The following is a 15,527-nucleotide window of genomic DNA, read 5'->3' as shown; positions in this document are numbered from 1 at the left end:
TTTTTGTTTACAATGTATGTGTTTCGCCTATTTGTTTGCTCAAGAGAGAGGCATTAGAGCTTTTCTTACTTGTTTTAACATTAAAAAGAAGATTTAATAAAATGGCAGCCAGACTTCCTGTGATAATCCCATCACTTACAATGATTCTTAAGGCGGAAGGTAGCTGGTCAAATAAATTTGGAACTGCTGTTGCTCCTAAACCGACAGAAATAGAGCAAGCCATGATTAACAAGTTAGCCTGATTGGTAAAATCAACTTTGCTCAGCATTCTGATGCCAGAAGCAACAACCATTCCAAACATAACAACGGTTGCTCCGCCTAATACTGGTGTCGGAATAATAGTGGCAAAAGCCGCAACCTTAGGAATGAAGCCTAAAAAAACAAGAATTCCTCCTGCTGCAATCACGACATTTACTGTTTTGACTTTTGATAGCTGAACAAGACCGACGTTTTGAGCAAAGGTATTATAGGGAAAAGCATTAAATAGTCCACCTATAGTAATGGCTAAACCCTCGGCACGATACCCACGCGTTAAATCCTTTTCACTTAGTGGAGTCTCCGTTATTTTACTTAGTGCGAAAAAGACACCAGTTGATTCAATCACAATAACTAAACCGACAATTAACATAGTAAGAATTGGCCCAACTTCAAAGCTGGGTGTCCCAAAATAAAATAGTTCAGGAAAATGGAACCAACTAGCTTCTCTTACTGGGGTAAGGTTCACCTTACCAAGAACAGCAGCAATGATAGTACCAGCAATAATTCCAATTAGGACGGACAATGATTGTATAAATCCTTTTGTAAACCGGTTAAACAAAAGAATGAATAATAGGACACCGAATGCCAAAATCAAATTTTCAATGGAGCCAAAGTCTTTGCTTGTTGCTCCTCCACCCATATTTTTAATACCGGATGGGATAAGAGATAAACCGATAATAGTTACAACTGTTCCAATTACAACTGGAGGAAAAAGCTTGGTAATTTTGCTGAAAAAGGGAGCACAAATAATCATAAAAATTCCTGTAATAATAATGGCTCCATAAATAGCAGTGACTCCATAATTTGTTCCGATCGAAATCATCGGAGTAACCGCAACGAATGAACTACCTAGTACAACTGGTAAGCCAATGCCTAAATATTGGTTTTTCCAGGCTTGGAGCAATGTCGCAATTCCACATGTTAAAAGATCAATTGCAACAAGATAAGCTAGTTGTTCGGTTGTTAAATTCAATGCTCTTCCAACTAATAGTGGAACAAGGATAGCACCAGCATACATAGCAAGAACATGTTGAAGACCTAAAGAAAAAATTTGTAATCCCTTTTCGTTATTTTGAGGCAATATGAACACTCCTTCTCCTTGTGCCATTTAATTAACACATATTGTTATGTTAATTAACATCATAAGCAGTGAGAAGAAAGAAGTCATTGGTTACATTATACAAAATATTTAGAAAGTATAGATTATATATCTAAGACGTTAAAGAAACTTTTTAGATTTGTATTTGTTTTTTTCTTTCATTCATTTTTAAAATCGATTTAATCCGAAAAGCAAAACGAAGGTGGAAGGTAGTCTCTGGATCCTTAAGACTTTTTCCTAAGAGATCCTCACATTTTTCTAAGCGATAAATTACTGTATTACGATGTACATAAAGGCGTTTCGCCGTCTCAGAGATTTGGCAATGGGTCTCTAAGTAAACAGATAATGTATGGAGTAATATTTGTTCTTCTTCTTGCTGGTGACTGTTAGAAAAAGAATGGAAGATATGGTCATAAAATTCCTGCAGATCCTTTGTTGGAATGATTCTTAACATTTCAAAGGCATCCTTTGGTCGATGTATCTGGATAAAAGGCGTGTTTCCAGAAAGCTGTCCAGTATGTAAAGCACTAAGCGCCTCCTGATAAGCATTGGGTAAATTTAACAGACGCTGATAAACATTGCTGATACCGAATGAGATACTTGTTTTAAATGTGTTCGCAAGATAGGTTTGGATATTTTGTAAATAAGGAAGAATAGTTTTGTCTAGCTCATAAGAGGAATGGGTAACTTCCATGATAATAATACAATGGTCTTGTATAAGAAAAAGCTGAGAAGCGAAAGGTGCCTTTTTTATTTCTGTTTCGATAAATTCATATACATAATCTACCTCAACAGAATGCTGTGTGAAAGATTTATATTGATCGCCGCTATCCAATTTGCCAATTATTGCGATGGAAGCCTGTTCTTTTTTTAAGAAAAATTCTTTAGCTCTGCTTTCGATTTCCTCAGCAAAGCTAAACTTTCCTTCCATAAAGTGAGCGAAGAAGTCATTTCTTGCTCTTCTAGTATATTGCTTCACTGTATTTTCCCTCATTAGCTCAAAAGAAAGCACATTAGTTGCCTGTTCAATCGTAAGAAGTAAGCTGTGATCTTTCATGGGGATTTCTCCCAGAACAACTAAAAAAGCTGGTTTTCTCATATGAGTATAAATGGGGAAAATGGTAAACACTTCTTCTGTATTTCTACTCGAAAAACATGAATAAGGTGCGTTAGCTAATAAAAATTCAAATCCTTTTGCATGGAGAGAGCTAAAAAAGTTATCGATGGATGTTCGATTATGAGAAGAAGTGTGTAATTGGAAATGGGCATCCAGTAAAACAATCGGCTTGTTAATCATTTGAGATAAGTCATCAATAAGCCTTTTTATCCCTTTCCCTTTCAGAATATGCTGCGTAAATTTTCGATGAGTTTCAAAGGCAGTGGTTAACTCTGCTGTTCTTTGACTCAACATATAGTTTAAAGAAGCATTAACGATTTCCCCTAGTGAAGTTTCTAAAGGTATTTCTAATAGGGGAAATCCTATTTCATCAGCGAATTGAATCGCCTCTTGTGGTATATGTCCTAAAAATCTCTTGGACTTAATTCCTAAGGCTGTACAATCTCTTTTATGCATACTTTTTATTAAGGAGAGCAGAACACCAGGATTATCTTTAAGATGATAGGCAGTAGTGACTAATAAATCGTTCGGGTTTAAGAAGTCGACGATATCAGGTGCATCCATCATGGTAATATGCTTTATGTCTTTATTTAATCCCTTGTGACCTGCAATTACTTGCACCTCTTTAAAGGCAGGTTTTTGTAATATCTCTGCTAATTTCAAATGTATCCCTCCTAAAGTAATCCAATTAATCAAGAAGCTTCTTTAGTTATTTTATACAAACTATTTAGATAATTCTAACATTTTGTCTAATGAATTGCTAGCAGGTGATTATTAAAATAATGGTTACATAATATGAGTGCGTTTTAAGTAGTTTTAAATATTATTAGAAAATAACAAAAGGAGAGAGGAGAGTCCTTTCTTTTTATTTTGAATGTGGGGAGAGTATCAGGGAGGGGAGCGGAATCAATGAAGACAACTATTGATATTGAAACAAAAGAGGTAGGGGATTGGCTAGAATGGCTTGCTCGATTTGGAAAGACGAAAAGTGGTGGAGTTACACGACTTCTCTATGATGAAAACTGGCGTTTAGCACAACATTCTCTTTTTCAAAAAATGAAAGAAAGTGGTTTGAATCCTTATTTTGATGGCGTTGGCAACTTATTTGGCAGGTTAGAAGGAACAGATCAAGAGGAGAAAGCTATATTAACAGGTTCTCATATTGATACTGTTGTAGATGGCGGAAAATACGATGGAGCCTTCGGGATTATGGCGAGTTTTATCGCTGTCAATTATTTGAAGAAGCATTATGGCAAACCAAAAAAGACAGTAGAAGTAGTCTCGTTATGTGAGGAAGAGGGGAGTAGATTTCCTTTAGCTTTCTGGGGATCTGGATCGGTAACAGGAAAATTTACTAAAAGTGATTGTGAAGGATTAGCTGACGTAAGAAATATTTCCTTTGCTCAAGCTATGACATCGGCGGGTTTGCAGCCAGATGAAAAACAAGTAAAGCGAGAGGATATTGAATGCTTTATAGAAATGCATATAGAACAAGGGGCTGTCTTAGAAAAAGAGCAGAAGTCTATAGGGATTGTCTCTCATATAGTAGGACAAAGAAGATTTACGATCAAAGTAATGGGGGAGAGTAACCACGCAGGTACAACCCCAATGCTCTATCGGAAGGACAGTGTACATCTTGCAGCAGAATTAATTACATATGCTATTAAACAAGTTACGGAAATAGACGCTCACTTAGTGGCGACAGTTGGGAAAATACAGGCAGTTCCTAATATTCCTAATGTGATTGCCAAAGAGGTTACGTTTACACTGGATGTCCGGCACCACCAAGAAGAAGTACTAGATTACTATTGTGAGAAAATTTTTGCTTATTTTAAACAGAGAGGTAAGACTGCTGATATGGAAGTAGGATGGAATCAATGGCTGGATGTTAAGGCCGTTGCAATGGACGCTAAATTAACGCAGCTATCGGAGAGAATTGTGGAGGAAATAGATATTCCTTATCAAAAAATGATTAGTGGTGCCGGTCACGATGCACAAATTTTCGGAACCTATTGCCCGACAGCGTTACTATTTGTTCCTAGTGTAAATGGAATCAGTCATTCACCAAAGGAACATACGAAACTAGAAGATTTAAAAAATGGGGTTGTTGTCCTTATAGAATTACTACACCGTCTGGCTTATTGATTTTTTAGAGAGAACATACTTAAGGCGCAGGAAAGGCGGAAAGTGGTGTTCAGGAGATTGATGAAAGCCGAAAAGTGAGAGAGGAAAGGAAAAAGTGGTGTACAGGAGGTTGATGAAAGCCGAAAAGTGAGAGAGGAAAGGAAAAAGTGGTGTTCAGGAGGTCGATGAAAACCGAAAAGTGAGAGAAGAAAGGAAAGAGTGGTTTTCATCAATTAAATAACAGTATGAAAAACGAAGAAGTAATCACTTATTCCCCAAGTAGAGGGATTTACCAATAATATAGATAAGGAAAGGAAGTAGCATAGTGACTTTTTTAGAACTAAACACACCCTTAAGAACGATTATGACACCAGGACCAGTGGAGGTTGATCCGAGAGTGTTAAGGGCGCTAAGCACACCTATTTTGGGACAATTTGATCCTGCATTTACTTCCATCATGAATGATGTTATGAGAATGATTCAACAAGTTTTCCAAACTAAAAATCAATGGGCTTATCCAGTTGATGGAACATCAAGGTCTGGGCTGGAAGCTGTATTGGCCAGTGTCATCGAGCCAGGAGATAAAGTGTTAATTCCAATTTACGGAAGATTCGGACATTTGTTAACGGAAATTTCTGAAAGATATGGGGCTGAGATTCATTTGCTCCAGTGTGAATGGGGCGAGGTTTTTGATCCAGAAGTAATTATTGCAGAAATGAAAAAGGTGAGACCGAAAGTAGTTGCTCTTGTTCATGGAGAAACATCAACAGGGTGTATGCAGCCATTAGAAGAGGTCGGCAAAGCATGTCGAGAACAAGATATTCTCTTTATCGTTGATGCTGTTGCAACAATTGGAGGAGCAGATGTTCAAACAGATAATTGGTATATAGATGCAGTAATTGGGGGCAATCAAAAATGTTTATCTGTTCCATCTGGAAATGCCCCTATTACGTATAATGATCGAGTGGAAAAAGTGTTAATTGCACGGAAGAAAGTAGAAAGAGGAATAGCTACTGATATTGAACTAGCAGAGATAAATGCTCATGCCCCAATTCGCTCGAATTATTTAGATTTGGCACAATTGCAGGATTATTGGAGCCCGCGAAGGCTGAATCATCATACAGAAGCAACTACCATGTTATATGCTCTTTATGAAGGATTAAGAATTGTTTTAGAAGAGGGATTAGAAAATAGATTTGCTCGTCATCAGTATCATGAACAAGCGCTAATAGAAGGAATAAAAGGAATGGGTCTTGAATTGTTCGGTGATAAAAGGTGGAAGCTGCCAACGGTAACATGCATCAACGTTCCAGAAGGGATTGATGCAGAATCTGTTCGTAGCATGATGCTTGAGCAATTTGGAGTAGAAATAGCCAGCTCTTTCGGTCCATTACACGGAAAAATATGGAGAATTGGAACAATGGGCTATAGCTGTCGCAAAGAGAATGTCTTATTTGTGCTTGCGAGTTTAGAGGCATGCCTCATTAGACATGGGGTAAAACTCCCTGCAGGCCAAGCACTGCAAGCAGCGCTAAATTTTTATTCAAGAGGATAATATTTAAGGGGCCAGAGAAACACTCTCTTTGCCCAAAGGCAAGAACTCAAAGAAGAAGAAGGTACAGATAATCACTTTCTATGCCTAAAAGCACACAGAGAAGCCACTTACTCCTTCGCCATTTTTCAAAAATACCCTATCGGTTAAAAAAGAATAAAAAAATCTATATTGACAATAATGTTTCTATCCGATATGATTTTTCACAAAGAAATGAATAATGAAACTATAAAAAGGATTAGTATGCAGCAATGTCTATAAAAAGAGAGGGTCTAAATGCTGAAAGGACCTATAGGCTTACCTGTTGAACCTGCCTTTTTCGTTCTGTATCGAATAGACTTTGTTTAAGAAGATTCAGCGGTTCAATACCGTTAACATGGAAGAGTGTAAAGCTTTGCTTTGAATTAGGGTGGTACCGCCATTAATTGGTCCCTAATGAATAGCAAAGCTTTTTTTTATGGTCTTTTACTAAGAAAAGACCACTTGAAATAAAACACAGATAAAATAGGAGGCCCTTTAAAATGGCGAAGGATTTTGTAAAAAGCATTACTAGCATGGAAGATGATTTTGCCCAGTGGTATACAGATGTAGTGACAAAAGCGGAACTAATCGATTATTCAAGTGTAAGAGGTTCTATGATTATTCGACCATATGGAACAGCGATTTGGGAGAATATTAAAGAAGCTTTAGATAAACGTATTAAAGAAACAGGGCATGAGAATGTTTATATGCCATTATTTATTCCAGAAAGCCTTTTACAAAGAGAAAAAGATCATATTGAGGGATTCGCTCCAGAAGTAGCATGGGTTACACATGGAGGAGACGAGAAATTAGCAGAAAGACTTTGTGTGCGCCCAACATCAGAAGTGCTTTTTGCAGAGCATTATAAAAATATTATTCATTCCTATCGCGATCTTCCTAAGCTATATAATCAGTGGGCCAATGTTGTGCGCTGGGAAAAGACGACACGTCCATTCTTACGTACTTTAGAATTTTTATGGCAAGAAGGGCATACATGTCATGAAACGGAAGAGGATGCAGATAGAGAAACAATTCAAATGCTTCAGGTCTATGCCGAAATATGCGAAAAGTACTTGGCGCTTCCAGTGATCAAAGGGCGTAAAACGGAAAAAGAAAAGTTTGCAGGCGCGAAATACACCTATACAATTGAAAGCCTGATGCATGACGGCAAAGCATTACAATCAGGTACTTCGCATAATCTCGGCGATGGCTTTGCGAAATCCTTTGGAATTCAGTTCTCGGACAGAGATGGCAACTTGCAGCATGTTCAGCAGACATCATGGGGCTTTACGACAAGAATCATTGGTGCCATGATTATGGTTCATGGGGATGACCGCGGCTTAGTAGTACCGCCAATGATTGCACCAACACAAGTAATGATTGTACCAATTGCCCAGCATAAGGAAGGGGTATTGGATTTTGCCTACGATTTGCAGAAGAAACTAAGTAATTCGATCCGCGTTGGTATCGATGCAAGTGATAAAAAGCCAGGCTGGAAATTTAATGAGTATGAAATGAAAGGAATTCCTCTCCGTCTAGAAGTGGGACCAAAAGATATCGAGAAAAATCAAGTGGTTCTTGTGAGAAGAGATACTGGAGAGAAACAATTTGTCTCTATGGATGGATTAGAAGAAACAATTACGCAATTATTAACAGATATCCAAGACAACTTGTTAAAGAAAGCCACAGATCATAGAGAAGAAAACACTCATACTGCTGTAAATTTTGATGAATTTAAACAGTTGACGGCAAAAGAAAAGCCAGGATTTATTAAAGCAATGTGGTGTGAAGATCAAGCGTGTGAAGATAAAATAAAGGAAGAAACAAGTGCAACATCTAGATGTATGCCTTTTGAGCAAGAAACCATCGCTGACACTTGTGTATGCTGTGGCAAAAAAGCTAATAAATTAGTATATTGGGCAAAAGCATATTAATATTTTTGCCTAAATCAATTCTATAGACGATCAAGAAATTTAAAACTTTTTTGAAGTGGACTTTGATATATTATCTATGTTTATAACAAAAGAAACAGACGAAGAAGGAAAGAGTTATATTTTATAGGGAAGTCAGAAAGTTATCTGATTTCCTTATCAATAAAAGAAGCATTTTATTCTTAGATAATATGTGTGTTCATTTTTGAAAATACTGAATATTCGTAAAAACACGTTGACATTTGGGACTATTTGGAAGTATGATAGATTTGTTGGAATAATCATCATTAGGAGGGGAAAAATGAAAAAAATAACAAAATTAGGGTTTGTAGCAATATTGGTTCTTTCTATTCTATCTGTAAGTTCAGTAGCCTTTGCAGATGAAAACACAGTTATCGAGAAAATCGAAGGAAATGAGAGTATTGTTAATGAGAATTTTGGTGTAACAGATATTTCTTTATCTACTAACGATGGAGAGGTAGGTATATTCGGAGTAGGAAAGCCAACAACTTCTCATAATGTTTCAAAGAGTGGGGCGATGTATTTCGCAGGGAATGCAGTAACATCGAAACTATATACTAATAAATTTTTTACAGGAAAAGCATCGTATAGAATTAATGTAAAAAACAATCATGCTACAAAAGATTTAAAGATTAAACTATATTCAGATCCTGATTATTTTGCAAAAGAAACATGGACTTTGAAACCAGGTTATTCGTTGAGTGCTTTCCCAACAGGTTTGAAAGCTTCTGAATTATACTATCTAACTTTCTCAGCACCTAGTAATTTCAGTGGCAGTGTACAATGACAAGTATAAAGCGCCTAGTTCTATAGGTGCTTTTCTTCATTAAGGAGACGATAATGCCTACTACTTTAATAAAAATAATAGCTTTAATTTTTATGCTAATAGATCATATAGGGGAATTTATTCCTGGTACTCCAGTATATTTAAGATGGGTAGGGAGAATAGCAGCACCGATTTTTATTTATTTTGTGATAATAGGTATGACTCACACATCTAATAAACATCGATATCTCTTCCGTTTGTATATTGCTAGTGTTATCATGGCTTGCATTAATGTGTTTATTAATCAAAATTATAATACGGGAGTAGGAATTACTAATAATTTTTTTGCGACATTATTTGCAATTGCATTATTAATTTATGTAATCGATAAGCGAAGTTGGAGATATTTCAGTATCTACTTAATATGGCAGATGATAAGTACGGTGCTTTCTACCCTCTTTAAAGAAATATTTATATTAAATGCAGCTCTGACATATCCTTTTTATGGAGCTATATTTGGAAATGTACTGCATGTAGAAGGGGGAATCTTGTTCGTTTTATTAGGTATTGTTTTTTATTTATTTAGAAATAAAAAACAACTAGTAATAAGCTATTCGATTTATTGCCTTTTTATCTTTTTAGTATATGAAAAATGGGGAGGTAGTTTAAATTGGTTTTCCCGACTTTTACTTCCGTTTGCAGACTTCCAATGGATGATGATTTTAGCTTTGCCATTGCTCTATTTTTATAATGGGGAAAAAGGAGTTGGCTTAAAATATTTTTTCTATTTCTTTTATCCAATACATATTATTATTTTATATTTTATTGGAACGAGTTAAAGAGTAATGATGTAAGCCAACTCAATGAGTTGGCTATTTTCTTACTCTATACAACATAATAGTGTGTGTGCTCATATATACTCATGATACTCAATAAAGCAAAAGGCAGCATTAGCCTATAGTGAGGAAAATTCCGCCTTTTTGTATTTGGGGATTACTTAAAAAAGTCGATCTCCAGATTTCTCCGTTATACTTCTAAATACTATCTCATTTGTTTTTTTATTGTTTTTCTTCGTCTGGCTCAATATGGACATGGACCTCTAATACATTAAATTCATTTATTAAAGCATTCTCTACAGCAGAAGAGATATCATGGGCATCGGTAATATCTAGTTTCTGATTAACAGTAATAACAACATCCACAACTGGGCTGTTCCCATAGTTTCTCGCTTTAATTTCTTTTACAGCTTTAACGCCATCTGTATGCAAAATGGTCTTTTTATATTTATCAATCAATAAAACATCAAAACCATCTGTCAGATAATGAGTGGTTTCTCGGAAAATTCCCCAAGCTGTTTTACAAATTAACAGGCCAACGATACAAGCCGCTAGTGGATCTAAAAATTCCAAGTTTAATTGTGCTCCAAAAATGCCGACAGCAGTACCAAAACTAACTATCGAATCAGAAAAATTATCTTTCGCTGCTGCTTTTACAGCTTGGCTATTTATTTTTTTTCCTAATCGTAAATTGATCCGATAGACAAAGAACATAACAGCACCACAGGTGATAGCTGTATATGCTGCCACTAAATCAGGTGCTTGTCTAGAATGAGTAAAGAAGGAAGAGATTGCTTGGTATAATACTTGTAATCCAACACTCATCATAATAAAGGAAGCAATTAACGAAGCAACAGTTTCCGCTTTCCAATGACCATAAGGATGGTCTTTATCAGCTGGTTTTTGAGATAGTCGCAAGCCAATTAAAACGGCAACAGAAGCAATAATATCGGTGAAATTATTCCATCCATCTGCTTTTAAAGCTTGCGAATCAGTGCTATTTCCAATAATTAATTTCACTGATGCTAAAATAATATATGTAATAATGCTTAATATCGCGGCTCGTTCTCCGAGCTTTAAGTCTGCATATTTTTTATCCATTGCAAATGCCTCCTTAACTACCTCACTAATCATATCAAGTCACTATAGGGTGGGTCTAGAGCAACGTTTTTATACCTATCAACAAAAGTATGAGGAAGAGAAAACAGTTTGCCAGAGGAAAACTTTTCAACTATAAAAGAAGAAAAGTCAGAGGGAAAGAATAAATCCTATCCTCTGACTTATCAATGATAACCATTATCTTATATATAAATCACTTACTAAATAATCCTTTATTACCTCGGATGGAACGAGAAATTCAACTGTTCCCATATATCCTGGTGCTACTTCGTATTCATTAAAGCAAATGACCAATTTATGCTGTTTGTTTATATAGAAATTTTGGTGTGGATCGATTTTATCAAATCCTTCTGGATCGGTATCATTTTTTATGAAATAGCTTCCGGTGTCTGCTTTCATTTGCTTGTTCATTTCATGTAAAATGTACGAACTAATAGCATCAATGTAAGAATTATCTTTAAATAAACTTGGTAATGTAATTAACAGTTCGTTTTGTTTATCGATTGTATCATAGTGAATAGATTCTGCAGCAGATGCTTTTGTTTCGACCGTATATCGACCCAGCGATAATAACAAATCATCATCTGTTTTAACGATATAGCCACTTTCAAGCGAGTAGTTTCCATTCTCATTTGCTGTTTCTTGTTGAAATTTAGAATAAAGCTCTTTTGATTCTTGAACGTATTGTTGGTTTAATGTCTGTGAAAGAGTTTTATTCTCTAAGCCAGTTACTTCAGGTGTTTTGATATCAAGCTGATTGTTCTCTTTCGTTTCTTTCCACTCTGTTATTGTAACGACCTTAATGACTTTGTTTAAAAAAGGGATATCTGATAAGGTGCTTGCTGCTGCCGGACTTATATTAACCGTTGTAATGAATAAAAGGATGGAAGCAGCTAAGAAGATAGCGTTTTTTGAAACACTTCTCAAAGTACGATATCGTTTAATCGATTTATGTGTCTGTTTCTCCAATTCATTTGGTATGGGTATATTTAAATAATCCTTTTTCATCTTTTCTAATTTTCTATCCATTATATTCCTCCACTATTTCATTTCTATACGAAGTATTTTTAGTGCCTTATAAAGCTTTGTTTTTACTGTATTTATATTTTCATCTAATACAGAAGCGATTTCTTCGAGCTTTAAATCCTCAAAAAAACGAAGAATCACAATGGTTTTATAAGATGGTGGAAGCTGATTCATTGCTTGTTCTAAATCTAAATTTTTGTAAGTATCGACAGAACTTGAAGCAAGCACTTCTAAACTGTCATCGTCTGCCACATACCACCGTTTCTTTTTTCGCAAAAAATCAAGAGACGTTGTAGCGACAATACGATAAAACCAACTTTTCATCATAGCAGTATCTTTTAATTGATGTTGTTTTCTTAACGCTTTATGAATAGAGTCTTGTACAATATCCAAGGCATCTTCTTGATTCCGTACATAAGAGTATGCAAATCGGTAGAAGCTTTCCTTATGATCCATAATAAATGTAATTAACTCCGTTTCTTTTTTATTTTTGTTTAACATAGAAGAGCTCCTTTATGGAAGAAATACGTAATAACTTAAGTTTTACAAGGAATAGACGTATGGAAAGGGGATTTTGTTTTAAGAAAATCAAATAAATTAAAAAAAGAAGGACTAAATGGAAGGGAGAGAAGAAAATCCTCCAAGCTTTCTGGTGAGACAGGACTTGGAGGAATAAATAATCTATTCTTTTTCTTTTACATGTAGTTTCTTGCTTGGCCAAAAGGCAGCATTTCCTAATAGGGAAGTTATTCCAGGCACTAAAAATGGTCTTACAATAAAGGTATCCAGCACAATTCCGATTGCAGTTATGGTTCCAAAATGGACAAGTACTTGCATTGGTAAAGTCGTAAGTACCATAAAGGTAGCAGCTAAAATGACTCCAGCAGAAGTAATAACACCGCCAGATTCTGCTACACCTTCTTTCACCGCTTGTAAGAGGGGCTTTTCTTTGCGTTTCTTCCATATGCTTGAAATCATGAAGATATTATAATCTTCTCCTAATGCCACAATGAATACAAAAGAGTATAGCGGAATTAATCCTTGAATTGCCTCCACTCCGAATCCGTAATGAAGGATAATCCAGCCCAATCCTAATGCGCTAAAATAGGAAAGCAGAACGGTTGCAATCAAATAGATGGTTGCTGTTATAGAGCGTAAATAAATAAGTAAAAGGATGGCAATCATGGTTAAAATAACAGGAATGACCATTTGCGCATCATCATTTGTTAATTCTCTTGTATCGTATTGCTCTGCAGTAATTCCAGCAATCCAAACATTATCGTTCGCATTTTTGATACCATTCTCCTGAAGCACTTCTTCCAATGTTTCCCGAATTGCTGGTAGTTTATCCATCGCTTCATTTGAATAAGGATTAGTTTGAAGCTCCACTGAATATTTGATTAAATCAGGATTCTTTTTCCCTGCTTCACCCTCTGAAACCTTTGCGATAAAATCTAATTGCTTCAATGACTCCTCGACTTTTACAGCTTCTCCTTCGGTGTTAATAATAACCGATAAGGGAGCAAGTTCCCCTGCATTAAAATGATCTTCAATTAAAGTAAAGCCTTCTCTTGAGGGCATATCATCCGGAAATGAGGATAATAAGTCATACGTATACTCTGTTTTAAGAGAAAAAAGAGCAAAAATTCCAAGTAATATTGTCGTGAGAATCGTCACTTTCCATGGATGTTTTGTTACTACTGTACCAATCGCGTTTCCAAGTGATTTTCTTTTTTTCGCTGTTTTTTTCATGCCCTTTTTTGCTAATAATTCTTCTGTTCTAGGAACGAATGGATAAAAAGATAGTCTCCCGATAATAGCTAAAATGGCAGGGACAATACTTAAACTAGCAATCATCATTATGAGTATAGATAAGCTAAATGGAATGGCAAATCGGTGAACTGCCCCATATTGAGCTAATAATAATGCAATGAGGGAGAAAAATACTGTTAAACCACTCATCGCCACGGCTCCGCCAGAACGTTTTAAGGCTTTTTGCATCGCAATTTCCTTTACTGATTCTTGGGTTAGTAACGTACGATATCTACTGATAATGAATAAACAATAGTCTGTACCGGCTCCAAAAAGCAATACGGTCATAATAGCAATGCTTTGAGAATCAAATTCAATCCACCCTAACTCACCTAAGAAGCCAAGTAAAGGACTGATAACTCCATAAGCGATTCCAACTCCGATTAGCGGGATTAACGCTAATACTGGAGAACGATAAATGACAAGCAAACAAATTAAAACTATCATAACTGTGCCAATGAGTAATGATAAGTCACCTTGGCTAAACAGCTCTGTCGCATCAATAGAGATACCTACTGGACCGGTTGTTCTTGCATGTAATTTTGTTTCATCTTTTATAGAGGTGTTAAAAGGATTTTCTCCCCATAAGTTACTAGCAGCTTTTTCTAATTCCTGAACACCTGTCTTGAGTTCACTTGTTGCTAAATTATTTTCAAATAAAAGCGGGAGAACGAATGTTGTTCCATCTTCAGAAATTTGTCGCTTTACTGCCTCTATCGGTAGTTGATGATAGGGAATAATCATTTCTTGATGGATTAGCGGCTTCTCTGTTAGTTGTTTGGTAAGCTCTTGGATTTGTTGTAAATCTTGATTAGATAATCCTGTTGATCGATACCAAGCAATTAATGCCGGCGTTCCTTGTTCATTGGGAAATTCTTCTTTCATTTTTTCCTCTGCCTGCTGTGATAAAGCAGTAGTGGGAATATTTCTAGCTAAATCATTTTTCTGTGAGCTAGCCTGAGGTAAAAACATGCTTACTATTCCGACAAGGAGAAGCCAGGCAATTAAAGTAATCCACTTTCCCTTTTTACTGGTTACTGCAGTAAAATATCGCTGAATATAATGTTTCATTTTTCCACTCCTTAAAGACGTAACTTATCAATCGATAAGTAAGATGTAAAAAAACTTATCGATTGATAAGTTGAGTATATAATTAATACAGAAAGAAATGAAGTGTTTTTTACAAAATCATTACCTATCTACTAGGCCGAACAAAAATAAATGAACAATTAACTTTGCCTTTCGCTGGATTTCTTTTTTTTGTTGATTAGAAGATAGTTCTTTCATATAAGAAGGCTGCATTGCTGTTTGAATATATTGAAGAAACATCAAGGCAATTTCTTTGCTATTAGTGTCTATTTTATTGTAGGAAATATTTGCATTGTTTTTTTCCTCTTGATCAAATACATGTATAATGGGATTCAAAAATCCTTCCTGCCAGCGAATTCTTAAATGTGTTTGGACATCAGACGGCATTTCATGCTGTAAGTCATGAAACATTTGCATTAAATCCTCTTGATAATTTTCTAAAAAGTAAATAGCAATTTGATAGAGACATTCTTCAAGATTCTCAAATTCTTTCGTAATGTTTAAGAGAGCATGTTCTGTTTGCTTTATAGATGTATTAATTACTTCTTTATAAATATCTTGTTTATTTTTAAAATGATGATATAAAGCTGGCTGTGTAATTCCACAATGTTCTGCAATCATCCTTGTACTAACCTTCCGATATCCTAATTCCATAAATAACTGATAGGAAACATGGATAATGAAATGATAGGTATCATGATTGGTATTTGACTTAACTATTTTTTTATTCACATTGTAAACCCTTTCATTGTTGAA

The 15,527-nt window shown here is 35.6% G+C and carries 12 protein-coding genes and 1 other annotated feature; of the genes, 5 read left to right on the top strand and 7 right to left on the bottom strand.

All coding sequences use genetic code 11. From position 1 onward, the window contains the following. Positions 1–7: 7 nt before the first annotated feature. Together NSS71_RS14455 and NSS71_RS14450 are read right to left on the bottom strand one after the other, a co-directional pair. The gene (locus tag NSS71_RS14455) at positions 8–1,339 is read right to left on the bottom strand and encodes a nucleobase:cation symporter-2 family protein (protein WP_445668935.1); all 1,332 of its coding nucleotides are present in this window, start codon (positions 1,337–1,339) and stop codon (positions 8–10) included. A 151-nt stretch (positions 1,340–1,490) separates the two neighbouring features. Continuing rightward, positions 1,491–3,137 (bottom strand): PucR family transcriptional regulator, encoded by a 1,647-nt coding sequence (locus tag NSS71_RS14450; protein ID WP_047944896.1) that lies wholly within the window; start codon positions 3,135–3,137, stop codon positions 1,491–1,493. Positions 3,138–3,383: 246 nt separating this feature from the next. Here NSS71_RS14450 and allC point away from each other — a divergent pair, with 246 nt between their 5' ends. The 5 genes from allC (at position 3,384) to NSS71_RS14425 (ending at position 9,728) form a co-directional block, all read left to right on the top strand. Continuing rightward, positions 3,384–4,619, top strand: coding sequence for an allantoate deiminase (allC, locus tag NSS71_RS14445; RefSeq protein WP_341151778.1), 1,236 nt, complete (start codon positions 3,384–3,386; stop codon positions 4,617–4,619). A 343-nt stretch (positions 4,620–4,962) separates the two neighbouring features. Further along, the gene (locus NSS71_RS14440) at positions 4,963–6,153 is read left to right on the top strand and encodes a pyridoxal-phosphate-dependent aminotransferase family protein (RefSeq protein WP_095322096.1); all 1,191 of its coding nucleotides are present in this window, start codon (positions 4,963–4,965) and stop codon (positions 6,151–6,153) included. Between the two features lie 216 nt (positions 6,154–6,369). Next, positions 6,370–6,587: a binding site (T-box leader), on the top strand. Between the two features lie 84 nt (positions 6,588–6,671). Beyond that, positions 6,672–8,105 carry a proline--tRNA ligase gene (gene proS, locus NSS71_RS14435; protein ID WP_047944899.1) on the top strand — a complete coding sequence of 478 codons (1,434 nt, stop codon included), beginning with the start codon at positions 6,672–6,674 and terminating at the stop codon, positions 8,103–8,105. Positions 8,106–8,403: 298 nt separating this feature from the next. Beyond that, positions 8,404–8,910: a hypothetical protein gene (locus NSS71_RS14430; protein ID WP_251688321.1), complete on the top strand. Its 507-nt coding sequence runs from the start codon at positions 8,404–8,406 to the stop codon at positions 8,908–8,910. 53 nt (positions 8,911–8,963) lie between these two features. Next, complete coding sequence (locus NSS71_RS14425; protein WP_251688323.1) at positions 8,964–9,728, top strand: TraX family protein; 765 nt, start codon at positions 8,964–8,966, stop codon at positions 9,726–9,728. Positions 9,729–9,947: 219 nt separating this feature from the next. Here NSS71_RS14425 and NSS71_RS14420 read toward each other — a convergent pair whose 3' ends face one another. The 5 genes from NSS71_RS14420 to NSS71_RS14400 all read right to left on the bottom strand — a co-directional run bounded on the left by NSS71_RS14420 (position 9,948) and on the right by NSS71_RS14400 (position 15,503). Next, positions 9,948–10,826, bottom strand: coding sequence for a cation diffusion facilitator family transporter (locus tag NSS71_RS14420; protein WP_144546300.1), 879 nt, complete (start codon positions 10,824–10,826; stop codon positions 9,948–9,950). A gap of 195 nt (positions 10,827–11,021) precedes the next feature. Beyond that, entirely contained in the window at positions 11,022–11,873 is an 852-nt protein-coding gene (locus tag NSS71_RS14415; protein ID WP_251688325.1) for a DUF3298 and DUF4163 domain-containing protein, read from the bottom strand. Positions 11,874–11,885: 12 nt separating this feature from the next. Further along, positions 11,886–12,371: an RNA polymerase sigma factor gene (locus tag NSS71_RS14410; protein WP_047943753.1), complete on the bottom strand. Its 486-nt coding sequence runs from the start codon at positions 12,369–12,371 to the stop codon at positions 11,886–11,888. Positions 12,372–12,551: 180 nt separating this feature from the next. Next, positions 12,552–14,753: an MMPL family transporter gene (locus NSS71_RS14405; RefSeq protein WP_144546302.1), complete on the bottom strand. Its 2,202-nt coding sequence runs from the start codon at positions 14,751–14,753 to the stop codon at positions 12,552–12,554. Between the two features lie 120 nt (positions 14,754–14,873). Next, positions 14,874–15,503, bottom strand: a complete 630-nt coding sequence (locus NSS71_RS14400; RefSeq protein WP_047943755.1) for a TetR/AcrR family transcriptional regulator — start codon at positions 15,501–15,503, stop codon at positions 14,874–14,876. Between the last annotated feature and the right edge of the window lie 24 nt (positions 15,504–15,527).

It is taken from the genome of Niallia sp. FSL W8-0951 (assembly GCF_038006525.1).
Lineage (GTDB): Bacteria > Bacillota > Bacilli > Bacillales > Cytobacillaceae > Niallia > Niallia circulans.
Note: the sequence above shows the minus strand (reverse complement) of the source record. Positions and strands in the feature narration are given on the sequence as shown.